The organism is uncultured Limosilactobacillus sp., assembly GCF_934202705.1.
In the GTDB taxonomy this organism is placed as follows: Bacteria; Bacillota; Bacilli; order Lactobacillales; family Lactobacillaceae; genus Limosilactobacillus.
On sequence record NZ_CAKPYE010000001.1, the window covers coordinates 24,850 to 47,151 of the forward strand.

General features: G+C 42.1%; 20 protein-coding genes. 7 read left to right on the forward strand and 13 right to left on the reverse strand.

What is annotated here, in order from left to right:
- Nucleotides 1-14: 14 nt before the first annotated feature.
- Nucleotides 15-896: a LysR family transcriptional regulator gene (locus Q0C76_RS00095; RefSeq protein WP_295728034.1), complete on the reverse strand. Its 882-nt coding sequence runs from the start codon at nucleotides 894-896 to the stop codon at nucleotides 15-17.
- A 137-nt stretch (nucleotides 897-1,033) separates the two neighbouring features.
- Here Q0C76_RS00095 and Q0C76_RS00100 point away from each other — a divergent pair, with 137 nt between their 5' ends.
- On the forward strand, nucleotides 1,034-1,447 hold the full coding sequence (locus tag Q0C76_RS00100; protein WP_295728038.1) for a cupin domain-containing protein: 414 nt from the start codon (nucleotides 1,034-1,036) through the stop codon (nucleotides 1,445-1,447).
- Between the two features lie 99 nt (nucleotides 1,448-1,546).
- On the opposite strand, the gene Q0C76_RS00105 is transcribed toward Q0C76_RS00100, so the two are convergent.
- Entirely contained in the window at nucleotides 1,547-1,987 is a 441-nt protein-coding gene (locus Q0C76_RS00105) for a helix-turn-helix domain-containing protein (RefSeq protein WP_295728041.1), read from the reverse strand.
- Between the two features lie 134 nt (nucleotides 1,988-2,121).
- On the opposite strand from Q0C76_RS00105, the gene Q0C76_RS00110 reads away from it, so the two are divergent.
- Entirely contained in the window at nucleotides 2,122-2,778 is a 657-nt protein-coding gene (locus Q0C76_RS00110; RefSeq protein WP_295728044.1) for an SDR family oxidoreductase, read from the forward strand.
- A gap of 117 nt (nucleotides 2,779-2,895) precedes the next feature.
- Here the strand turns inward: Q0C76_RS00110 and Q0C76_RS00115 are convergent, their stop codons facing one another.
- Both Q0C76_RS00115 and Q0C76_RS00120 read right to left on the reverse strand, forming a co-directional pair.
- Nucleotides 2,896-6,255, reverse strand: coding sequence for a YSIRK-type signal peptide-containing protein (locus Q0C76_RS00115; RefSeq protein ID WP_295728046.1), 3,360 nt, complete (start codon nucleotides 6,253-6,255; stop codon nucleotides 2,896-2,898).
- 187 nt (nucleotides 6,256-6,442) lie between these two features.
- Complete coding sequence (locus Q0C76_RS00120) at nucleotides 6,443-6,979, reverse strand: GNAT family N-acetyltransferase (protein ID WP_295728048.1); 537 nt, start codon at nucleotides 6,977-6,979, stop codon at nucleotides 6,443-6,445.
- A 134-nt stretch (nucleotides 6,980-7,113) separates the two neighbouring features.
- Here Q0C76_RS00120 and Q0C76_RS00125 point away from each other — a divergent pair, with 134 nt between their 5' ends.
- From Q0C76_RS00125 to Q0C76_RS00135, 3 genes are all read left to right on the forward strand, one after another.
- The gene (locus Q0C76_RS00125) at nucleotides 7,114-7,968 is read left to right on the forward strand and encodes an alpha/beta hydrolase (RefSeq protein WP_295728050.1); all 855 of its coding nucleotides are present in this window, start codon (nucleotides 7,114-7,116) and stop codon (nucleotides 7,966-7,968) included.
- 1 nt (nucleotide 7,969) lies between these two features.
- Nucleotides 7,970-8,644: an endonuclease III domain-containing protein gene (locus Q0C76_RS00130; protein WP_295728053.1), complete on the forward strand. Its 675-nt coding sequence runs from the start codon at nucleotides 7,970-7,972 to the stop codon at nucleotides 8,642-8,644.
- Nucleotides 8,645-8,767: 123 nt separating this feature from the next.
- Nucleotides 8,768-9,424: an HD domain-containing protein gene (locus tag Q0C76_RS00135; RefSeq protein WP_295728055.1), complete on the forward strand. Its 657-nt coding sequence runs from the start codon at nucleotides 8,768-8,770 to the stop codon at nucleotides 9,422-9,424.
- 47 nt (nucleotides 9,425-9,471) lie between these two features.
- Here Q0C76_RS00135 and Q0C76_RS00140 read toward each other — a convergent pair whose 3' ends face one another.
- The gene (locus Q0C76_RS00140) at nucleotides 9,472-9,993 is read right to left on the reverse strand and encodes a hypothetical protein (RefSeq protein ID WP_295728058.1); all 522 of its coding nucleotides are present in this window, start codon (nucleotides 9,991-9,993) and stop codon (nucleotides 9,472-9,474) included.
- Nucleotides 9,993-10,868 carry a DegV family protein gene (locus Q0C76_RS00145; protein ID WP_295728061.1) on the reverse strand — a complete coding sequence of 292 codons (876 nt, stop codon included), beginning with the start codon at nucleotides 10,866-10,868 and terminating at the stop codon, nucleotides 9,993-9,995. Before Q0C76_RS00145 ends, Q0C76_RS00140 begins: the two co-directional genes overlap by 1 nt.
- A 198-nt stretch (nucleotides 10,869-11,066) precedes the next feature.
- Between Q0C76_RS00145 and Q0C76_RS00150 the strand changes: the two genes are divergently transcribed.
- Entirely contained in the window at nucleotides 11,067-12,755 is a 1,689-nt protein-coding gene (locus Q0C76_RS00150) for an NFACT RNA binding domain-containing protein (protein ID WP_295728064.1), read from the forward strand.
- A gap of 65 nt (nucleotides 12,756-12,820) precedes the next feature.
- Here the strand turns inward: Q0C76_RS00150 and Q0C76_RS00155 are convergent, their stop codons facing one another.
- From Q0C76_RS00155 to Q0C76_RS00175, 5 genes are read right to left on the reverse strand one after another with little or no spacing between them, the layout of a single operon-like run.
- Nucleotides 12,821-15,325, reverse strand: coding sequence for an ATP-grasp domain-containing protein (locus Q0C76_RS00155; RefSeq protein ID WP_295728067.1), 2,505 nt, complete (start codon nucleotides 15,323-15,325; stop codon nucleotides 12,821-12,823).
- A complete protein-coding gene (locus Q0C76_RS00160) occupies nucleotides 15,318-16,400 on the reverse strand; it encodes a carbamoyl phosphate synthase small subunit (RefSeq protein ID WP_295728070.1) in 1,083 nt (360 codons plus the stop codon). The genes Q0C76_RS00155 and Q0C76_RS00160 overlap by 8 nt, the downstream gene beginning before the upstream one ends.
- A gap of 49 nt (nucleotides 16,401-16,449) precedes the next feature.
- Nucleotides 16,450-17,376 (reverse strand): RluA family pseudouridine synthase, encoded by a 927-nt coding sequence (locus Q0C76_RS00165; RefSeq protein ID WP_295728073.1) that lies wholly within the window; start codon nucleotides 17,374-17,376, stop codon nucleotides 16,450-16,452.
- Complete coding sequence (lspA, locus tag Q0C76_RS00170) at nucleotides 17,345-17,845, reverse strand: signal peptidase II (protein ID WP_295728076.1); 501 nt, start codon at nucleotides 17,843-17,845, stop codon at nucleotides 17,345-17,347. The genes Q0C76_RS00165 and lspA overlap by 32 nt, the downstream gene beginning before the upstream one ends.
- On the reverse strand, nucleotides 17,835-18,242 hold the full coding sequence (locus tag Q0C76_RS00175; protein WP_295728079.1) for an EbsA family protein: 408 nt from the start codon (nucleotides 18,240-18,242) through the stop codon (nucleotides 17,835-17,837). Before Q0C76_RS00175 ends, lspA begins: the two co-directional genes overlap by 11 nt.
- 30 nt (nucleotides 18,243-18,272) lie before the next feature.
- Here Q0C76_RS00175 and Q0C76_RS00180 point away from each other — a divergent pair, with 30 nt between their 5' ends.
- Nucleotides 18,273-18,662: a ribonuclease HI family protein gene (locus tag Q0C76_RS00180; protein WP_295728081.1), complete on the forward strand. Its 390-nt coding sequence runs from the start codon at nucleotides 18,273-18,275 to the stop codon at nucleotides 18,660-18,662.
- A 112-nt stretch (nucleotides 18,663-18,774) separates the two neighbouring features.
- Here Q0C76_RS00180 and Q0C76_RS00185 read toward each other — a convergent pair whose 3' ends face one another.
- Both Q0C76_RS00185 and Q0C76_RS00190 read right to left on the reverse strand, forming a co-directional pair.
- A complete protein-coding gene (locus tag Q0C76_RS00185; RefSeq protein WP_295728083.1) occupies nucleotides 18,775-20,514 on the reverse strand; it encodes an ABC transporter ATP-binding protein in 1,740 nt (579 codons plus the stop codon).
- A complete protein-coding gene (locus Q0C76_RS00190) occupies nucleotides 20,507-22,258 on the reverse strand; it encodes an ABC transporter ATP-binding protein (RefSeq protein ID WP_295728084.1) in 1,752 nt (583 codons plus the stop codon). Before Q0C76_RS00190 ends, Q0C76_RS00185 begins: the two co-directional genes overlap by 8 nt.
- Nucleotides 22,259-22,302 lie beyond the last annotated feature (44 nt).

Below are 22,302 nucleotides of genomic sequence, written 5' to 3' on the forward strand. Positions count from 1 at the left end.
TTATATCAAACTTTTCAGTCAACAGATCGTTCAGCTACAAACTGGATAAACTTTTCTACCGCTGGAGTTAGTTGCAGATTTTTACGCCAAGCTAGTAAATGACCAGTAGCGTGTTTCGGACTAAACGGTACAAAGGTTAATCGTTGATCATGGTATTGATCATAAACCCCTTTAATCCCTAAGTGATAGTACTTACCCGTCAACAGTAAATGCCGGCCATTTTCTGGTAAATTAATCTTTACTTTCCAATCTAACTTAGTGGGATCAAGGTGAAAATCGTCAACCAGATCATCACGAACCAAACTGCGTCGGCCGATAATCAAAGGTAACTGTGGCAAGTCCTGAGCGGTAATCGAACGTCGTTTTGCTAAACGATCATCCGCCCGCATAATGAGCCCCCACTGTTCACAAACCGGTAACTCAAAGTAATTATACTTAGTAGCTTCAATGGGTTGAATTAAGGCGATTAGATCACAAAGTCCTTGATCAAGCCGTCGACAGAGGGTATCGCCATCACCATCGAAAATATTAAAGCGTACGTCCGGATAACGAGCTTGAAAATCACTGACCGCCGTCATCATAAAGTTAGCCACGGCGCTTTCCACGATTCCAAGGTTAATCGTCCCCGATAGTTGATCTTTCGTATGAACCAGTTCACTCGTAGTTTGATCAAGAATGGCCAGAATGGTTGCCGCTCGTTGCTGAAATACAGCGCCGGCCTTATTAAGCCGCATTTGGCGTTTTTCTCGATCAAACAATTTAACGCCCAATTCACGCTCTAATTCAATAATTTGTCGTGATAATGTCGGTTGGGTAATATGCAAACTTTCCGCCGCCTGGGTTATGTTATTGCGTTTAGCAACCTCCAAAAAATATTTTAAAACACGAGTTTCCATTTAAGAAGCTCCACCTCCGCAGTTAATTATAACAAGTTATCCAGAAATTGTATTAACTCATAATTTATATAAGCATTATACATTGAAGAGAGAACTTTTTATAATAAAAACACCTAGTTTAAAGGAGGAAATTTAAAATGGCTCAAAATGAAAATAACGTTAAAAATGACCCGTTTGGCTTTGGCGATCAAAACATTGCCTTCGCCAAATATTTTACTGGAACTAGCTACCTGAACGGGTTGGTTTCCCCGGATGATAATATTGATGTTAATGTCTCAAACGTTAGTTTCACCCCGGGCTGCCGTAATAACTGGCATATCCATCATCATGGTTTTCAAATCTTATTAGTGACAGCTGGTGAAGGATGGTATCAAGAAGACGGCAAACCGGCCCAACTACTCCATCCCGGTGACGTGGTGGCGATTCATGAGGGCGTCAAGCATTGGCATGGTGCCACCAAAGATTCCTGGTTTTCACATATTGCAATTACCAAGGGAACTAGTGAATGGTTAAATCCAGTTACCGATGATTACTACAAGACGTTAAATTGATACTACCAACGAAAACTCATACAGCACAGTACATAAAAGGGCTTCAGAAGTCGGCTTTACCGAACACTGAAGCCTTTTTGTAATCACAACAGTCCTCATTCAGGGCTTGATGATTTCTTGTTTCCAATGATTAAGGTGGCGCTTGGTAATCACACAAAGACCGTCTAAACCCAGCTCGTGCATTTTTTCGGTGCACTGAATACTAACCGTGGGATCATTAGCTGCTTTAGCTTCACCCCAGTAATTGAGGTAACGTAAGGCGGCATAGAGATCTTCTCCCTCTGCTGTCAAACGATACTCAACATGTGGCGGAATTACTGGTAAACTTTTTCGTTCAACGATCCCTGTCGCCATCAATTCACGAAGCTGATCGGCAAGCACTTTTTGCGAAATACCTAATTGTTTTTGCAGTTCGCCAGTCCGCCAAGGATGGGCTGCTAATAAAAATACAATTACTGCTTTCCACTTACCACCAAGGATACTGAGCGCATATTCCGCTCCGGTATTAAATTTCTTTTCTATTGGCATATTTTTCTCCATTTTTTTATTTTAATTCGTCCCACCATTACCAATAAATCTTACCGATTGGTAACTAACTTACTACAAAGTGCTTACTTTTAATTAGTGAAGATTCTTTTATACTTTAATTGTAATCAAATTAAGGAGGAATTACTATGACTAAGCAAGTTTTAGTTCTTGGCGCCAGTGGCCACATCGCCCACTTTGCCATTCAATTTCTATTAAACGACCATAATGTTCATTTAACCCTATTTTCCCGACATCCGGATCAGCTAAAGCACTTTGATCCTAAACGGGTAACCGTAATGAACGGTAATACTTTAAAGCCGAGTGATCTTGACAAAGCAATGCAAAATATTGATATTGTTTACGCTAACTTAAGCAACCCGAACATTCAACAACAGGCTGAAAATATTGTGAAAGCAATGGATAATCACCAGATTAAAACACTGATATGGATCTCTTCTATCGGTATCTATAACGAAGTTCCTGGTAAGTTTGGCGAATGGAACAATCAGATGTTGCGACAAGGCGGTGATAGTAGTTATCTAGGTACTTATCGAGCTGCCGCTGACGTGATTGAACATTCTAACTTAAATTACACCATCATTCGCCCAGCTTGGCTAACCGACAAAGACGAAGTAGACTATGAAATCACTGAACGCCACGAACCTTTTAAAGGAACGGAAGTGTCCCGAAAGACAATTGGTTATGTAGTTGCCAAAATTGTCCAAAATCCGGCCCCATATGCCCATCGTTCCATGGGAATCGACAAGCCAGGAACAGATGGCGATAAACCAAGCTGGTACTAAAAATTGCCAAAGGAATGATAAGATCCGTTCTCATCACTAAAAAGCAGGCAAACGTAAGTCGTAAAATCCAAAATTGGTTTTCTCACGTTGACCTGCTTTTTAGTGTTTAATTTATTTTTAGTGTCGCTGCTTACGGATCAGACGACCCAGTCCCAACGCGGTTAACAGTCCCGCCAACCCTAGCAGGGCAATGCCTTGCTGTTGATTACTACCGGTTTGTGGTAGCTGAGCTGCCTTGCGATGAGCTACTGGTGAGTTAACCAGTTGTTGGTTATTAGAAATTTCTGCAGTTTGATTAATAACCGATTTCTGATCAGGTAATTGATGACCGGTCTGACTCCCAGTACTATGTCCAGTATGACCATTCTCAGCATTACCGGCTGGCGTACCGGCGTTAGGCGTGGCGGTGTAAGTAACCGTTGTTGTCCCCAGGTCAATTGGCTGATCACGATAGTCGTAATTATTGGGATCAATTGACTGACTAGCAACTTGCTCAATGTCTACCGTTTTATAACCCACTTCACCTGGCTGTTTGGATGGAACAGCTGCTAAAGTATTCGTTTGAGCCTGCCAGTCACCAGTAGAGATCACTTGACCACGCGCATTTTTAACAATTGTCCGGGTAAAAGTAATGGTCTGGCGGTACTTATTCGTCCCAGCCGGTGAACCATTAACTGGTTGGTAAGTTGTACCACCATCCTTGGTTCCTCGGTAAACCACTGTCCGCGTAAAGGTCAATGTTTCCTTATAACTGTTCTTTTGGTCATAGATCAAGTAAACATTTTCAACCGTGCCATCAGCAATATCGTTACTAATTGCTTCTTGTGGCGCATCATTACTTGTAATCGCCTGACCATTAGGCGTGTCATGGGTCGCTCTTTCAATCAACCATTGACCCGTTAATGATCCATTGGCAACGTCAATTTGGTCTTGCTGAACACGGTCAAAACTAGCTTGCTGACCACTAACCGTAACGTCTTGGCTACTGATCGGATCAACTTGCCAAACCATTTGCGGCTGGTCTGACTGATCAGGATCAACCACATAAATCGTCTTGCCATTCCGCTGGATGGTCTTGACATTAACCGGCTTACCATTAGCGTCAGCATAGTAAGACGTCGTATAGTAAACCGTTTGCGTTTGGGGACTTTGCAGCTGATCGTAATTGCCGTTATCAGCTACGAAATGAATGATTCGCTTGGCTGTTTTGGTATCCGTAACCTTCTTGGCAATTGGCAGGTAGTAGTAGTTAACTTCCTGGCCAAGAATACCGAAGATCCCTGAAGTACTGCGATCAACCCGATCAAATTCCATGCCGTCAAAACTTAATTGACGTGTTGTCCATTGACCATTGAGGTTACTGGTCTTACTGGTATCGCGCGGTTGGGTTGGGATGTCAGTTTCGACGGCCGCCCGAACTTCTCGTCCGGCATCCTTGATCCAGTCCGCGTAACCTGACTTCATCACCTCACCAGTCAGCTCATTAATGTAATTAACTTTGACATCCTTATTGGCAAGGAAAAAGTAATAAACATCGTTAGGGGTATAGGTAATTTCACCATCATACGTGTTAATGCCGCCCACATAAGCTGAACCGGTCTTCTTAATAAAATCGACTACTCCTTGGTTAGCAGTTGTGTAGTCATTCTGATCACCAATCGAGCCCCCATTTGGACCAATATGATTGTTAAGCGTATTTCCTAGTTCGGGATGGCTTAACGAATATTTTGCAACTACCGGATCAGTTACCTGGTAGTAGTAATCAACATAAACTGGATTGGAATCTAATTTACCATTCTTTAACTGGTAAGTCTGAGTTACCATGCCAGCAGTGTTGTTAGAGTGTCGGCCGGTATACTTAAAACCCGGAATATTTGGCTGATAATTTGCCTGCTCTGCTAAACCTGGCAAGTTAAGTTTTGCAACCGGGTTAGTATTATAGGTATCACCCTTGAACTCACCTGTTGGGTCAATGCTGATGGCAACTTGGTCGGTAGGAATATGCAACTGCGTAATCGGCTTGCCCGTTGCTTCATCAATATATCGAATGATGACTGGTGAAAGCCGTGCATATTCTAAAACAATCGTCTGTGGCTGACTGGACTCATCGTTGGCATTAATCTGGATATTTTTGATTTTTGATAAATCACCAACAAACTGATAGCCATTGATCTGTGGGATAAAGTTGCTGATGGGATCATTTTTAATTAAATCGCCAAATTTTTGGCCTGCCTTATCAGCCTCAAATTCAACATTCCGATACCCCTGGTAGGATTGATCGTAACGAACATCAGTAGCCGTCAGGGCCTTACCAGTTAGTGCATCCTTAAACTCCAACCGAACTTTAATATTCTGACTTGAAACATTAATCGTCAGGTTGCTGGTGTCAGCTCCCGTTTCAGTCATTTTGCCAGAATCTAGTAAGTGTGCTAACTCAGCTTTTTCAAGGACGGTCTTTCCCCCGTGGGCAAGGTCATTGAAAAAATAATCATCAATGTGAAAAGGCCCAGGCAAATGGATACCATATTGACTTAGATCAATTTTTGGAAAAACCAGGGTCGCCGGAGTGACCATATGACCATCAATGACCGCTGCCCAATGATTACTATAGATAACCTGTCCGGTGACCATATCATAAGCAGCGGTCTGGTAGAGGACTGGAACCTTAGTATGGGTACCCTCAGTTTCTGGTTGCTGGATAATGGTCTTCGTGGTCCCATCACTCAAGTGGAGAATTACTGTTCGGGTAAAGCGATGAGCGAGTTTATCTTTGTCTAACCCTGCTGGTAAAGTAGCCGGAAGCGGTCGCCACGCATTAAAAGCGATCCCGTTAACTTTACCATAACCCCAGCCGTTACCGTTTGGATCGCCATAAAATAGTTGGTACTGATGTTGGCACGCAACCTGATAAGTTTGTTGGTTCAATGCCAGATCAAGAGCGTGTAATTCAGGTTTATTCAAGAAACCTTTATAAGCGGTATTATAGAATTTTAAGGAGTCAGAAGTCGGCTTGTATCCCCTCTGCAAGGTCGACGTGTAAAAGTCTGCTACTTCATTGTACTTGTCATCACCTTGTTGACCAGTGAAGGTCTTACTAGCAATTTCTTGGTTATTTTGATCCTGATCAACGAATTTAACGGTGAACGAAATTTGCTTAGCAGCAGGAACCGACGTGCTAGCAGGGACATTGTTTGTCGGTGCAACCGCTGACCGCCCTCCGTCAACGTTGTTCTGCGGTTCGACAGCTGAAGCCTGCAGACTAGTTGTACCGGTAGTGTCAGCAGGATGTCCCTGCTCAACAGAGGCGGTGTTGCCTGCAGGCTTAACATCGGCGTGAGCAGCAACGCTACCACCAAGGATCACGGTAGTACCAAGTAAAACCGAGGCAACGCCGACGCTTAGCTTTCGCAAGCCATAGTGCTGCTTTGCACTGTTGTTTTGCTGTGTTTTCAAATGATTATTTTTTTTGGAAACCATTAATCTGCTCCTTGATAATTATTTAATGTTCAAAAATTATAACATAATTATCAATTGTTAAAAACATCAAATTAGCTATATTTAAAAAATAATATTTTATTAATGATCTCGGGATTTAATCATTAGTTTTTGCTAGCCAAAAATAAAAGACCTGCTAGTTACATAACAACTAACAAGCCCAGCTTAATTATTTTTCACCATGATTATGCGTCAACATTTCGTAGACATAACTAATCTCTTGCGGACGATAAACCCCGTGCAAGGTCCCAACCCTGGTAAAACCATGTTTGGTAATCAAGTGCTGCATCGCATGGTTATCTTCATGGGTATCAATTCGAATTGATTCAATTTCTGGTCGATCCGTTTTAATATGGTCAATTACCGCCATAAATAACTTGGAAGCATAACCTTGTCCAGCGTGGTCTGAGTGAATTGCGACCCGATGGATTGTTAAATAGGCTTCAGTTTCTTTCAACCATTGGCCATCTAATTGATCGTACGCATGATCTGGTGATGGTAAAATTGTAAATGTGCCAACCGTTTCATCATCATCGGAATGAACAAGGTAAGCAAAACCATTTTGAACGTCTTCCTTAACGTGTTGTGGATTAGGGTAATCACCTTGCCATTGATCAATCCCCTTTTCGGCCAACTGATTTCGACCGTCCTTTAAAATTTCAACAACACGTTCGTAATCTGTTAATTGTGCTTTTTCAATGTGCATAATGCAACCCTCTTTCCTAGTTATTAATTCACAGAAAATTATTTTACACAAAAAACAATTAAATCTCAAATCTCTAACTAAAAGTAACTAAGTTATTATATAATCGTCATCAAACCGCAAAAGGAGTGAATAAAATGTCAAAAGCAATACGTGGCGGTTTAATTACCGTAATTATTATCATTGCTGGAATTGTCGGCTTCGCTTGGCATCAACAACAAAAAGCAGCTCGCTTTGTTCAATCGAATACGCCGACCCTTTTCTTCCACGGGGGTGGCAGCAGCTATCATGCCGAGGAACACATGGTTAATGCTGCTAAGAAAGCTGGCGTTACTAAAACCGTCATTCGCGCCAATGTTGATAAGAACGGTGACGTCACCCTCCGCGGAGCAATGCACAAGAACTCGATTAATCCAATTGTTGAAGTCAATTATGAAGACAACCGGCAACTAAACTTTGTTAAACACGGTGTTTGGGCCACTAACGTGGTTAAAGCCTTACAAAAGCAATATGGCATTCAAAACATGAATATGGTTGGTCATTCATTAGGGAACATTTCAATTATTTATTATATGCTCGACAATGCCCAAAATAAGTCAATGCCGAAGCTCAGGAAGCAGGTTGACATGGCAGGCCATTTTGACGGCCTCAATTTTGCTAGTCTTCCGAATGACATTCGTGAACCACAAGGGTTAAAGTTAGGTAAAAATGGCAAGCCCAATCAGATGAACCAGACTTATCAACAAATGACACAATTGCGAACTACTTATCCCCAAAACCAGGTTCGAGTACTTAACATTATTGGTAACATTGGTGGTCAAACGGATGGAACCGTTAGCAACGCTTCTTCACTAAGTCTGAAATATCTAGTCGCGGATCGTGCCAAATCTTACCAGGTGAAAATCTTCCACGGCAAGCTAGCACGTCACAGTAAGCTCCACAGTAATCCAGCGGTTGATAAAGTTCTCATTAACTTTCTCTGGAGGAAATAAAATGACTTTAACCTTATACCAACTCTACAAATTGATGCTCATGAAGATGGGGCCCACTGGTTGGTGGCCAGCAGAGTCCAAAAATGAAATTATCTGTGAAGCGATTCTGATTCAAAACACTAACTCGACCAATGCTGAACAGGCAGCTGATAATTTACGACAAAAAACTGCTTTCAATGGTCAAACGTTATTGCAGATTTCTACACCCGAACTTGAGAATTTAATTCGGCCAGCAGGTTTCTTTAAGAATAAAAGTAGAGCCATCCAAGGTTTCTTTACTTGGTACCAGTCATTTGACTTTCAGTCCGAAGCAGTTATCAAAAAATATGGTCAGGGTCTTCGCCAAGAACTACTTAGTTTGCGCGGAATCGGTAATGAAACCGCTGATGTTTTCCTCACCTACGTTTTTGATCAGCCAACTTTTATTGCTGATAAGTACGCGCGGACCCTCTTCACCCACTTAGGAATTACCGGGCTTGCCAAGTATGAAGATCTAGCAAAACAATGTCAGTTGGATAGCAATTTTTCAGTTAGCGATGCACAAGAATTTCATGGTTTAATTGACGAATTTGGTAAACAGTATTTTCGTCGCCAGGATCGGTTTACGGACAGTTTTTTGCATGGTGAACAACTAACTTTGCATCCATCAGACGTTATTGAAAATCATTCATTGTGAGTTATCGATTAATCTCGAGCAATCCGCAGTTATGTAATCAAGATTCTTATATCGAAAGGCTTGCCAATCTGGAAGAGATGATTTACCCTTAATGCTAACTGGAATAAGAGAGGAAAGTTAAACATGGAACCAGCAGCACAGCTTGATGCTGTGAAACATTATACAATTCAGAAATTAGGAATGGACCATACCGGTCATGGTTTGGATCACATTCGACGAGTAGTTAAGATGACACAACGCCTGGCCAATGACGAACAGGTAGATGAGTTTATTGCTACTGCAGCCGCTTATTTACACGATACCATTGATGAAAAACTCGTAATGAGTGTCAAAGAAGCCCAAGAAGAGCTCCGGGAATTCTTGCGAAAAATTGACTTTACCCAACAGCAAATTCACGAAATTATGGCAATCATTACTCAAATGTCGTTTGCTGATACATTGGATGGCAATCGACCGCATCTGTCACCTGAAGGGCAAGTTGTGCAGGACGCCGACTGGCTTGACGCAATTGGTGGGATTGGTATTGTCCGTGCAATTTACTTTGGCGGTAAACACAGTGAACGGATTTATGATCCTGACGTAGCGCCACGCGAAACCATGAGTCGAGATGACTACCGCGATCTGCAGCATGAAACGATCATTAACCATTTTTACGAAAAACTATTAAAAATTAAGCCAATGTTAAACACTAAGGCGGCGCAAAAAATTGCGGAACATCGTCAACAAGTGATGATTGACTTCCTCAAAGAATTCAAGGATGAATGGAATTCACTTCGTTAAAGTAATCGGGAGTAAACGATCAAATCGTTTACTCCCGATTTAGTTTATCAATCAACTTGTTCAGTATAATGACGTAACCATAACGTTAACGGTGGCACTAACAAACAATCCAGCAAACCATTTAACAAAGCCGCCGGAAGTCCCATCTCTAAAATCAAAGTAAAATCATTCCATTTGCTAGTTACTACTAACGCTTGAATAAAGATAACCAAGAGCATCCCTAACAACTGGCAAAAACCAGCAATCAGACCAAAGTTAATTGCTTGTGTATGATTCATATGAATTGAAAGCGGTGTTTGCCAACGTAAAATTAACGAAACCACCAGTAAGCCAATTATAATTGGCACAACCGTTAGCCAATTATGGAAATTCAGTAAAATCAAGGTTATCGCAACGACCAGCATTGTCAGATAACTCTGTAAAAGATTCAGGCCTAAAGCCATGACAATCACAACCACACCAACAACCTGGATGATCACCGTTCCTGTCGGCAATGGATAACGCCACTGAACAAAACTCAAAAGAATGGCTAAGATAGTTAATCCAAACCACCAAACCCACTTTTTCATTATAACGGCTTCTTTCTCGTGTCCTGCATCCAACCAAGTGCCAAGGCCCCCTGGCCCAGATGAACACCAATTACTGGTCCGAAATATGAAAGCTCAAAATTAATCTCTGGATGTTTAGCTTGCAAGTCATCTAACCACTTTTGGCCAGCTTCTTCAGCTGCGGCATGGAAAACATAAGCCCGAACTGGATAATCGGTCTTTGCTAGTGCTGCATCAAAAATTTGTTCAACGCGCAACTTGGCTTTTTTCATTGAACGGACTTTTTCAAAAGCTTCAATCGCATGGTTAGGGTTGTCAAAAGACAGCAATGGCTTGATTCGCAAGATTGAACCCACAAAAGCCGAAGCATTAGAAAGTCGCCCGCCACGGACCAAGTTTTGTAAATCATCAACTACAAAGTCGTCATGAATCGTCGAGCGTAGCTTTGATAATTTATCAACAATCGTGTTAACATCTTTGCCTGATGCCGCGAGTTTTGAGGCTTCAATCGCCAATTCTCCCATCAATTTAACCGTAATTTGTGAGTCAAAGGGAACAATTTGGATGGTATCCTTCATTTGTGTCGCAAGAAGTTGAATGTTGTTTAGAAAGCCTGAAATACTTTTAGCGAGGTGAATACTAATGACTGCATCATAACCATCATCTGCGAGCTTTTGGTAAACCTCCATCATCTCACCGATGGGCGGTTGGGATGTGCTCGGAAAAGTCTTTGAAGTTTTCAGTTCTCGATAAAAATCATCCGTCGTAATGTCGACTCCTTCTTGGTAATCTTTCCCATCGATTGTAAATGGGATCGGAACGACATGGATATGATAATCCGCAACTTCTTTTGCGGTTAAGTAAGCTGTACTATCGGTAACAACCGCAATTTTCATTGTTATTTCCTCCAAATGTTTATTGTTCAGAATAAACTCTTTTATTTAAATTAGTGCTTTAGTTTTAAAACTCAATAATAATAAAAAAATACCATATCTTGCTTGATATAACAATCACTATTTAGCTTACCGTGTTTTACGGAATTCGTCAAAACAGGTATAATGGCAAATAAACGTTTTTTAAGGAGGAGTTATTAAATGGCTTTTGACGGTTTTTTTACCCACGCAATGGTCAATGAATTGAATCAGTTGTTACAAACTGGACGAGTGATGCGTGTTAACCAACCATATCCGGCTGAAATGGTGATGGTCGTCCGTGCTCACCGTCATAATTATTCTTTACTGATTTCTGCTAATCCATCTTATCCACGGATTCAACTGACTAAAATCCCTTATCAAAACCCAGCCGTACCAAGTAATTTTGCAATGACGATGCGCAAATACTTGGAAGGAGCCGTTATTGAATCAATTGAGCAAATCGATAACGATCGTATCGTGAAAATCACTTTCTCCAATCGCGATGAACTTGGCGATAACCAAAAACTGGTTATTTATATTGAAATCATGGCTCGCCATAGTAACGTTTCCTTGGTAAGCGAACCAAGCGGGAAAATCAAAGAAACCATCAAGCACGTTGGCTCTGACCAAAATCGGGTGCGAGTTCTCCTGCCTGGCGCACCATTTGTCATGCCTCCTAAGCAAAACCGAACCAATCCATACTTACCAAACCAAAAGTATTCTGATTTGGTTCGTGAGCATTCTGACAACCTAGATCATTTGGCTAAATCATTGCAACAAGTTTATCAAGGCCTCGCCCCTGAAACTGCTCATGAATTTGCAGCCGAATTACTGGCTGCAGATAACTTACCCACTGCATATGAACAATTTCTGGATCGATTTAATCATCCGGTGCCAACGATTTTAACAAAGGCCAATGGAAAAAAATCATTCATGGCTTTTCCACCAATTGATCGAGCTAGCCAATCACTGCAAAAGTTTGCCACCCTGAGTGAAATGCTGGATGCTTTTTATGCCCAAAAAGCCCAAACTGATCGGACCAAAGAATTAGCCGGCCAGGTTTTAAAAGTGGTTAAAAACGAACTGAAGAAGGATCGCCGAAAGGTTAAAAAGCTCCACCATCAGCTAACGGAAGCCGCAGATGCTGACTATTACCGAATTCGGGGAGAAATTTTAACGACCTTCATGAGTCAAGTGAAAACGGGCATGACCACAATTGATTTACCAAACTTTTATAATAATAATCAGCCGCTTCATATTAAACTAGCACCGGAACTTTCACCTTCGAAAAACGCACAAAAGTACTTTACAAAATACGATAAGTTGAAGGCATCCGTTGCATATGTAAATGAACAGTTAAGGCTCACCCAAAAGGAAATTGATTACTTTGATAATATCCTAAGTCAGATTGAAATCGCTTCGCCAGCTGACGTTCAGGACATCAAAATCGAATTACAAGAACAAGGCTACATTAAACAACGCAATAAAGGTAAAAAGAAACGCAAAGTGCGTGCTAGCAAGCCGGAAACTTTCCATACTTCTGAGGGCACAACCGTGTTAGTCGGTAAAAATAACCTCCAAAATGATCGTTTGAGTTTCAAAACCGCCAACAAGAATGAGTTTTGGCTTCACGTTAAGGATATGCCTGGCTCACATGTCATTATCCGTAGTACGACTCCGTCTGACGATACGATTCACGAAGCCGCGCAGCTCGCAGCTTATTTCTCCAAGGGACGAGAGTCTGATCATGTACCGGTTGATTACCTTCGTGTTAAACAATTGCATAAACCCAATGGCGCTAAACCGGGTTTTGTTACTTTCCGGGGGCAAAAGACGCTTAGTGTCACACCAAAGTTGTTAAATCATTAATAACATAAAGGAGTAGAGGTCAATCCACCTCTACTCCTTTATGTTTTGCATGATAGCTGATGGTCCTATTCGATAAACTGCATCTCAGCACCCATCACTTTTAACGCCGTTGGCTGTTCATTGATTTGTAATGCCTTAAATGGGAACAGTGCCCGGTAAACGGCCGTGCGCTGATGATCAGGTTGCTTTTCCATAGACTGTTGTAATAACTTTCCACTAAACTTATTAACCGCCAGCCGTGCAATCACTGCTGACAAATCCAACTGTAAGACTTTCGAAAGAAATGCAATATCTGTAGCCGGCAACGCTCTAACCATTTCCACCCTATAGCTACCAAACGGATCCGAGTCAATCAACACTTGGTAGAGACCCGGCGTGGTTAAATTTCGAACTGCCTGTTCACCAAGTTTCATCACGTTTTTAACTCCTGTTGGTGATAAAGTGGTTGGATAGCGTTTGGCAATCGTCCGATAATTTAATTGGTCATCCGCTTGTAATGCGGCTGTCATTCCGAGTGGGTACACATATTGCCCATCAAACAATGCGTTATACTCCAGCAATGGTTCGTTGCTAACCACATCTTCCAGTTGATCTTCTGTAGGAATTGCTTGAAGTCCAATCGTTTCCGGCAACTGTTTTTGTAAACGTTCATAAAGCTCCCCTTCATTGGAAGCAATCATTACTTTCCCTGGTTTTTCAATTCTTACAATATCCATGACCGTCTCAATCGTTAATGGCTCAATATATCGCTTATCAGCAAAGAGCCCAGACATTGTTGGTGAGCTTGGATTGTCATTAATCAACACTATTCGTAACCCATGGGACCGTAGTTCATTCATCACCCTGCTGACGACATAATCGTTGGCATTACCATTCCCTAAGCGTCGTGGACCACTTCCTACTACTAAGATGGTCTGGCTGGCATCATCTTGACTTTCGTTTTCCAATTCGAACGTTGAAAAAAAGGCGTGGGAATGCTGGTCAAACTCACCAGCAGAAGGATCAACCTCTTTAAAAGTCCGATTAATATGATGCTGATCACGCATTTTATAAACGTGCTCGGCATCAGTGTTCCACAACTCAGCAATTTTAGCGTCACTAAAGCCCCAATACTTAGCCTCCTTTAGTACTGCTGGGCTTGATTTAAGCTGTTGAATTTCCTGTTGAATTTTGAGTAACCGATTAAGCTGTGCCAAATAATATCGATCAATTTTGGTCAGTTCAGCTAATTCCTTTTCTGAATAACCACGACGAATTGCCTCAACCAAGGAGTAGAGTGCGTCACCATGGGGATGGATTAGTAACTGGTCTAATTGATCATCACTAATATTTTGCATCAGTTTAGCCTGGCCGTTGTGCCAACCAAATTGATAATCAGCAATTGCCTTCAAGATGGCCTCAATTAGACTTCGCCCAATTCCAATGGTACTGCCAACCGATTTTTTTTGCGTCCCCAATTTTTGGTTATTCACAGATAATTGACTAAATGGAAAAATCGGCATGCGAACCGCAGTTCGGTCCATCACCGGCTCAGTGACTGCTGTATGCTTCATTAAGCCATGGTCTAATCTGATATTTCTAAGCAATTCTCCAGCATATAAATGGCCAACCACCCGACTAACCGGATACCCAGTCGCCATTTCAACAAATGTACTAATGCGATCAAAATATGGACTATCTTTAATGACGTAGTAACGATTTTGATGAGCATCAAAGGCAAATTGCACGTGGTTAACTCCAACAATCCGCAACTTCCGGGTAATTGCAAACGCGGTGTTCCGCATATCTTGAATATTGCGATCTAATAGCGTTTGAGCTGGCAAGACCGTCATCGAATCGCCAGCGTGAATCCCAATAGGATCAATGTCTTCAGCCATCCCCAAAGACATCATGTTGCCTGAGGCATCACGCATTACTAAGACTTCAATTTCCTTAAGTCCCGCTAAACTTTGTTGAACCATTACCTGGCCGCTTCGTGACATTTGAATACCTCGGCTAACCGCTTTTCGCAGTTCTTCACCGTCTTGAACAATTCGTCGCATTCGTAAAGACTTAGGAAAAACTGCCCGTACGACCACCGGAAACCCAACTTCCTGAGCAATTTCCAAAGCTGCCTGGTAATTATCAACTGTCGCAATCTTTTTGGTTGGCGCATGAAGACGGCGTAAGGTCTGGTTAAGTAGTACCGGGTTATTAACCTGACGAACCGTTGATTCAGGAATTCCCGCAATTTGGATGTCCCTTTCCGTCAAAATACCAGATTCACTTACCGTCTGAAGCAGCTCAAACGCTCGACGACCACCCAGCGTTGGTACAATCAATTGCGGGTGACTTCGATTAATAACTTCAATAATACTTTGCGCTGTTAAAGGAAGAATATACCGCTCGGTAATGGACTTGTGCGTATCCAACGAAGTTGAGAATGGGTTATCATCAATCAAGCTGGTTTTAAAACCAGCTTTTTGAAGTGTTCTCCCCACTTCAAGAGTTGCGTAATCCAGTTCGCCCCCTTGTTGTAAATCATCACTCCCAGCACCAATAATTAAGGCTTTCGGCTGATCATTAGTCAACTTTTTCATCTCCTCGTTGATTCATGAAATCCATGAATTCATCAAATAACGGATCAGTTTCATCAGGACCGGGCGCTCCATCTGGAAAGAACTGAACCGAAAAAGCTGGGTAATTCCGATGACGCAGTCCCTGAACGCTATTATCTAGAAGATCCACATAGGTAATAAACAGTTTTTGCCGATCCACACTTTCTCGCTGCACTTCAAATCCAGCACTTTGGCTGGCATACACAATTTGATCAGTAATGATCTCTTTAATGGGATGGTTCATACCGTGATGTTCAACTAACCGTCGCTTGACAGTGGCACCATTGGCCATTGCAAACAGTTCATGACCTAAGCCGATTGCAAAGACCGGGACTTGTTGTTGGACCTCTTGAATCATTGTTAGCACTGATTTCTTTAGACTATGGGGATCCCCAGGACCGCTAGAGAATACCACGCCGTCTGGGTCTAAACGCAAAATCTCTTCGGCAGTTGATGTATATGGCAAAACGGTGACGTTGCATTTGCGTCGCGAAAGCTCCCGCAAAACTCCGTTTTTCAGTCCAAAGTCAACCACAACAACTGTCTTCCCGACATCGGGGTTGGGGTACGGTTTCGGGGTTGCAACTTGCGCCACCTGTTGATTTGTTAAAACTGTGGCATGCAACTGATCAAAAGCATGATCATCCGGGACGGGGACAATACTACCCCGAATCGGTTCCGTTGCTGAACGAAGCTTACGAACTAACGCCCGCGTATCCACGTTAGTGATTCCCGGAATATTCATTTGTTTTAGATAATGACTCAGACTTTGACGATGCTGATCATCAAAAGCAGCCAGGTCACGAACAATCACTCCCTTAGCTGATGGGACAATGGACTCATAAATATTACGGTTAATCGGTACGTTACCGACGTTTGGTTGGGTGAAAACAATAATCTGATTATCGTAAATCGGGTTCGTTATGATTTCCTGATAGCCAGTCATACTCGTACTAAAAACGACTTCACCAAAAGTGACTGCTGGAGAGCCAAAGCTATCCCCCGCATATACTGACCCATCCTCCAGAATTAAATAACGAGCTGTCATGATCCTCTCACCTTCTGTTAATCATTACTTTGTTATTGTACACCATTGGCTACTTCGTCTTTGGTAAATCTGTTTGATCCAAATGAGCAAGCATTTGTGAAAACCAGTCCGGCAATGGTGCTTCAAATTGCATTTCTTTTCCTGTTACCGGATGTTTAAACCCCAGTAATCGCGCATGAAGGTATTGCCCATTTCCCTTCAGTGTTTTCCGCGGACCATATAATGGATCACCAGCAAGCGGATGACCGATATACTTCATATGAACCCGAATTTGATGAGTTCGACCAGTTTCCAATCGACAGGAAACTAATGTGTAATGTAAGTAGCGTTTAAGAACCTTAAAATGAGTGACCGCTTTTCGACCATCTGCCACGACCGCTTGCTTTTTTCGATCTTTCAGCGACCGGCCAAGCGGAGCGTCAATCGTTCCTTGATCCTCTTTAATGACGCCATGAACTAATGCCACATACTCTCGCTGATTGGTCTTTGCTTTCAGCTGTGCCGCTAGAGAACGGTGAGCCCGATCATTTTTCGCCACCATTAGTAATCCAGAGGTATCCTTGTCAATCCGATGGACAATCCCCGGACGATATTCACCATTAATATGTGATAGCGGACAATGGTATAACAAGGCATTTACTAGTGTATGATTGGGATGTCCTGCTGCCGGATGAACCACCATTCCTTGCGGTTTATTAACCACAATGACATCATCATCCTCGTAAACAATGTCTAACGGAATCTTTTCAGGCGCCAAGTCAATTGTTTGCGGTTGTTCAGGAAGTATTTGTACTTGATCGCCGGCTTGAAGCTGGTGTTTGGGCTTCACCAGGCTGCCATTGACCGTCACGTGGCCATCTTCAATCCACTTTTTGATTTGTGACCGTGAAACATCGCTTATGGCGTTGGCTAATTGTTTATCAATTCGCCCAACCTGTTGATCATTAATTATTAACTGAATTGGTTGATTTTGCATCATGACCCCCTTCGTCCTTCTCCAAGAGTACGATCATCACTAAAATGATCACACCAACCGTTAAGCAGACATCCGCAACATTGAATACCGGAAAATTAATCGGGATGAGCTCAAACATATCTACAACATATCCGAACCGCAAACGATCTACAAAATTACCAATGGTTCCTGCAAAAATGAGACTCAAACTAGTTTCAACTAACTGATGGCCGCGAAAACGATGCATCAAGTAAATTAAAATTATAATTGCTAAGGTACTAACAATTGCAAAAAACCATTGTTTACCTTCTAAAAGTGACCATGCGGCCCCATCATTTCTTAAATTCGTTAAATCAATCAATCCTGGAATTAATGTACGAATTTGGTTATGAGCAATATTATTTGCTACCCACCACTTTAATAATTGATCAGCTCCAATGAGAATCAAAATTAATCCGCAATATGGAAGCCAAGAATTCCTATTCTTCATTGTCTTTGATCACCCCATTAACACGCAAAAGATGCTGGATGGATTGTAGCGAACGTTGAGTAAACGAAAACGTCATGACTTCGCCTTGGACCGTAATTGTCATCGTATGCTTGGTAAACAATGGTTGACGAATTTCTTTAGTTGGGATCGTTAAATATTCTTTCACCAGAAGACGGTTAAACACCATCTTACTTGGCGAAATTACTACAGTTCGTCGAAAAATTTGCAACCCTGCGACAATTAAAAAAGCCGCAATAAAAGTCGCTGTAATCCATTGAAAATGGGTAATCTCAAATGCGATAATAATACCAATAACTAAAATAATCAGTGTCCAGCTCCAATCAATGATGGCCGTCGTTAGATCTGGCTGGTAAAAATAACGTTTTTGTTCTTCCATTTCATTCTCCTTCAATCGTGAGGTTTTAAAATGATTCAATTATTTACAGATGCGGCAACTAAATACAATCCAGGACCAACTGGTCTCGGTGCCGTAATATTAGTAAAGCAACAACAAATTCAACTCACTGGGCACGTCCCAACTGCCAGCAATCATACCGGCGAATTTTTGGCTGCACAATTAGGCTTTCAATACCTCGCCAATCATTATTCGGCTGACGAAGTGGTCATTTTTCATACCGACAGTCGATTGCTTAGTGATGCTATCGGTAAACACTATAGCAAGCACTATGCAACACAACTGAATGCTTTAGAAGCATTAATGAACCACTTTACTACCGTCGTTACCCGGTGGATTCCCGAAAAGCAAAATCATGGTGCCCATCATCTAGCTAATCAAGCTCTCCACCAAATTGAATAACCATGTTTTAGTATAACAAAAAGCATTCTTAATAAGGACCAGTTTCTTTATTTTTTCAGATTCTTAGCGAACTAAGCTCCAGAGTAGTATTCACCACTATTCTGGAGCTTGTTTATTGTTCTTGAAGAGCCACTAATTTAGCATAATAACCGTTTTTTTGCATTAACTGTTGATGATTGCCTCGTTCAATAATCTTGCCACCTTTCAGAACAAGAATCTGATCAGCATCCTGAATCGTCGATAAACGGTGGGCAATCGCAATCGTCGTTTGTTTAGAACTCATCTTGGCTAAGCTAGTCGTAATCAGCTTCTCAGTTTGCGAATCAATATTAGCAGTTGCTTCATCCATAATCAAAATTTCAGGGCGACGATACATCGTTCGCGCAAAAGAAATTAACTGCCGTTGACCAACCGAAAGCTGTCCGCCACCTTCAGCAAGGTGAGTTTGATAACCGCTTGGCAGCTGTTCAATAAACGAAGCCGCATTGACTAATTTGGCTGCTTGCTGAACAGCGGATTTCTTCTCTGGTGCAAACATCGTAATATTATGGGCAATCGTTCCATAAAACATCACTGGTTCTTGTACCACGAGGCCTAGTTTCTTGCGGAGTTCCGCAATAGGATAATCATGAATGTCATGTCCATCAATAAGGATTTTTCCTTGATCAAATTCATAAAACCGCATCAGGAGATTAATAATGGTACTTTTGCCACTACCGGTATGACCGACTATTGCCACCTTCTGACCTGGATGAACAACAAATGAAATATCTTTTAGAACCGGTCGATTAGCTTGATACCCAAAGGTAACATGACGAAACTCGATTTTTCCAGCACTAATCTCCAAGTGTTGTGGTTGCTGTTGTGGTTGCTGAGTTGGTTGGTCCATCAACTTAAAAATTCGTTGGGCAGCCACAATGCCCTCCTGAAAGGTAGCTAAATTTTCCATCACGCTAGTTAATGGGTTAAAAAAGTTTTGCTGATAAGCAATAAAGGCGTAAACTACTCCAGCCGCAACAGATAGTCGGATACTTTGCCAACCAAAGTAGCTCAAGGTCGCAGTTTCAGCCAAAATAAACATTAAACTTACAACTGGGTATAGCAGAAAAGAATCAAAAATGATTAACTTGCTTCGAAAACGAAAATATTTAAAATTTCTTTCGGCAAATTCTTGGCTGAGCCGCTTTTGCTGACCGAATTGCTGAATGATTTCAATTCCGCTCAGGGCTTCGTTTAAACGGGCATTAATGTTACTAAGCGTTGCGCGGACACGATGATATACCGGAACACTGACTCGTTGGTATAGAATAACCAGACCAATAACCACCACTAGTAACCCAACAGTTAGCCACGCCAAGGGTTGACTCACCAGCATCATTGCTACAAATGCCGATACCAAGCCAGCAACCGCAACAATCAAATTAAGAATTAAGTTCCAAAAATTGTATAAGGTCTTGGTATCGTTGGTCACTCGCGATACAATTTCGCCCACGGGGGTTTGATCATAATAGACCATCCCCATCCGATGCAATTTTTCGAACAGTTGGAGGCGAGTTCGCTCTAGGGTTGCTTCCGAACCAATCGCGAAACTATACGCTTGCCCAAACTGCATTAGTGCTTTCACAACCGTAACCATGAAATAAGCTGTAACAAAGCCGACCACAATCTGTACGGTTGCTATAGACTGCCGTAAATAGTGATCAATAAAGTACTGAATCATCCGCGGCAGCATTAAATTTAAGACACTTACCATAATTGCCATTATGATCGCTAAAATAAATTGCCTCCAAAACGGTCGGGCGGCTTTAAATAACCGTTTTAAGACTTGTCGCTGGGAAAGGTACCTACTCATTTAAATCCGCCTCCAATCTTTGGTGCCGTTCTTGAACCGCTAGAGTTTCCTTAAACCAACCTGTTTCAGCCGACAATTGTTGCGGCGTCCCCTGCTGAACGATTGTGCCGTTTTCCATCACCAGAACCCAATCGGCATGCTGAACGGTACTTAAACGACTCGTCACCATAATCACTGACTGATCACGATGTTGCTGAAGATTACGTTCAATCAGCATTGCTGTCTGCGCATCGACCGCAGAAAGCGGATCATCAAGGATTAACAGAGGTGTCCCTTTCAGTAATGCACGACCGATTGCGACCCGCTGCTTTTGGCCACCAGACAACGACATTCCCTGCTGGCCAACCTGAGTCTCATACTGGCGTGGCATATGTTCGATATCATCCGCAATTGCCGCTTCGGTTGCAGAACTATGCACCTGATCAATGGTGGCCTGAGGATTAGCAAAACGTAAATTATCCTGAATGCTGGTGGAAAATAAAAAATTAGTTTGGGGAACATAACTCAACTGAGCTAAATAACGATTATGAGGTAATTGACGAATCTCTTGATGGTCCAACATAATTTCCCCCGTATAATTATCAAAATCACGAACCAGCAACCGTAACAACGTTGACTTACCACTGCCCGTTGGTCCGACAATCCCAACCATTTCACCAGGCTTAACACGGAAGTGAATGTTTTGCAAAACGGGCTTTCCATGTGGCTGATATGCAAACTCCTCCAGATCTACTTTCAAAAGACGCGGAACGGCAATTTGCCCATTAGCGTTCCCTAGTTGCCAGTGGTTTTCTTCCGCCAACAGGTGATCAATTCGGTCATAACTGGCTCGACCACGTTCAAGCGTGTTAAAAAGGGTTCCGATTGCAAACAATGGCCAAACCAGTTCGCCTAAATAAGTCATCATCGTCACAATTTGTCCAATCGTCAATTGATGGTGAATAACCATTAAACCACCTTCCCCAATCGCAATCACATAGGCAAGTCCCATAATTAAGGTCGTGGCCGGATTAAAGAGGGCGTCCCAAAAATACGCTCGCCGATTGGTCCGGTAAGTGCGATCAACATACTTGGCAAAATCCAGTTGATCAGCTTGTTCATCTCCAAGTGCTTTCAGGACCCGCATTCCACTAATACTTTCCTGAGTCTTGTTATTCAAATTACCAAAAGCTGCTTGAGCTTTTCCATAGGCCTCATGAATCTTATTTCCCAAACGATTAGCTAAAATAACGAGAAGCGGTAACGGTAGCAAAGTTAACACTGTTAACCGCCAACTAACAAACAGCCCCATCGCAATAATCATTGAACCACCTGTAATCAACGAATCCGCTAAGGTGAGAATGCCGTAACTCGCAACTTCACGGACCGCTTCCACATCATTCGTTGCGTGGGCCATTAAATCACCGATCCGCCATTTTTGGTAAAAAGTCGGATCCATGCTCAAGTAATGATTAAATAATCGACCTCGTAATTGACGCTCTAAAACATAAGAACTGCCATAAATTAGTTTTTGCCAAACAAAACGCAGTAAATACTGACAAGCTGCGGTAACTAACATCACTAACACCATCAGTGTTAACCATTGTCCAGTGATGCGGTGATCACTAATGGCATCTACAACTTTCCCGATAACTCGTGCCGGAATAACATTACAAATTGCCACTAACACTAGCGCGAGAACACCACCAAAGTACTGTTTCCACTGTTGTCTAAAAAACCACCTGAGTTGCTGAAATATTTTCATGAATTTCTCCCCAATGCTGAAAAAATACTAAAGAGGCCAGGAGT

What these genes read in the sequence shown, in the direction of transcription:
- lspA (WP_295728076.1), bottom strand. Translation starts at nt 17,845, where the DNA reads ATGAAGAATAGGAATTCTTGGCTTCCATATTGCGGATTAATTTTGATT.
- Q0C76_RS00190 (WP_295728084.1), bottom strand. Translation starts at nt 22,258, where the DNA reads ATGAAAATATTTCAGCAACTCAGGTGGTTTTTTAGACAACAGTGGAAA.
- Q0C76_RS00100 (WP_295728038.1), top strand. Translation starts at nt 1,034, where the DNA reads ATGGCTCAAAATGAAAATAACGTTAAAAATGACCCGTTTGGCTTTGGC.
- Q0C76_RS00175 (WP_295728079.1), bottom strand. Translation starts at nt 18,242, where the DNA reads ATGGAAGAACAAAAACGTTATTTTTACCAGCCAGATCTAACGACGGCC.
- Q0C76_RS00150 (WP_295728064.1), top strand. Translation starts at nt 11,067, where the DNA reads ATGGCTTTTGACGGTTTTTTTACCCACGCAATGGTCAATGAATTGAAT.
- Q0C76_RS00185 (WP_295728083.1), bottom strand. Translation starts at nt 20,514, where the DNA reads ATGAGTAGGTACCTTTCCCAGCGACAAGTCTTAAAACGGTTATTTAAA.
- Q0C76_RS00135 (WP_295728055.1), top strand. Translation starts at nt 8,768, where the DNA reads ATGGAACCAGCAGCACAGCTTGATGCTGTGAAACATTATACAATTCAG.
- Q0C76_RS00095 (WP_295728034.1), bottom strand. Translation starts at nt 896, where the DNA reads ATGGAAACTCGTGTTTTAAAATATTTTTTGGAGGTTGCTAAACGCAAT.
- Q0C76_RS00115 (WP_295728046.1), bottom strand. Translation starts at nt 6,255, where the DNA reads ATGGTTTCCAAAAAAAATAATCATTTGAAAACACAGCAAAACAACAGT.
- Q0C76_RS00160 (WP_295728070.1), bottom strand. Translation starts at nt 16,400, where the DNA reads ATGACAGCTCGTTATTTAATTCTGGAGGATGGGTCAGTATATGCGGGG.
- Q0C76_RS00120 (WP_295728048.1), bottom strand. Translation starts at nt 6,979, where the DNA reads ATGCACATTGAAAAAGCACAATTAACAGATTACGAACGTGTTGTTGAA.
- Q0C76_RS00105 (WP_295728041.1), bottom strand. Translation starts at nt 1,987, where the DNA reads ATGGAGAAAAATATGCCAATAGAAAAGAAATTTAATACCGGAGCGGAA.
- Q0C76_RS00110 (WP_295728044.1), top strand. Translation starts at nt 2,122, where the DNA reads ATGACTAAGCAAGTTTTAGTTCTTGGCGCCAGTGGCCACATCGCCCAC.
- Q0C76_RS00145 (WP_295728061.1), bottom strand. Translation starts at nt 10,868, where the DNA reads ATGAAAATTGCGGTTGTTACCGATAGTACAGCTTACTTAACCGCAAAA.
- Q0C76_RS00180 (WP_295728081.1), top strand. Translation starts at nt 18,273, where the DNA reads ATGATTCAATTATTTACAGATGCGGCAACTAAATACAATCCAGGACCA.
- Q0C76_RS00140 (WP_295728058.1), bottom strand. Translation starts at nt 9,993, where the DNA reads ATGAAAAAGTGGGTTTGGTGGTTTGGATTAACTATCTTAGCCATTCTT.
- Q0C76_RS00130 (WP_295728053.1), top strand. Translation starts at nt 7,970, where the DNA reads ATGACTTTAACCTTATACCAACTCTACAAATTGATGCTCATGAAGATG.
- Q0C76_RS00125 (WP_295728050.1), top strand. Translation starts at nt 7,114, where the DNA reads ATGTCAAAAGCAATACGTGGCGGTTTAATTACCGTAATTATTATCATT.
- Q0C76_RS00165 (WP_295728073.1), bottom strand. Translation starts at nt 17,376, where the DNA reads ATGCAAAATCAACCAATTCAGTTAATAATTAATGATCAACAGGTTGGG.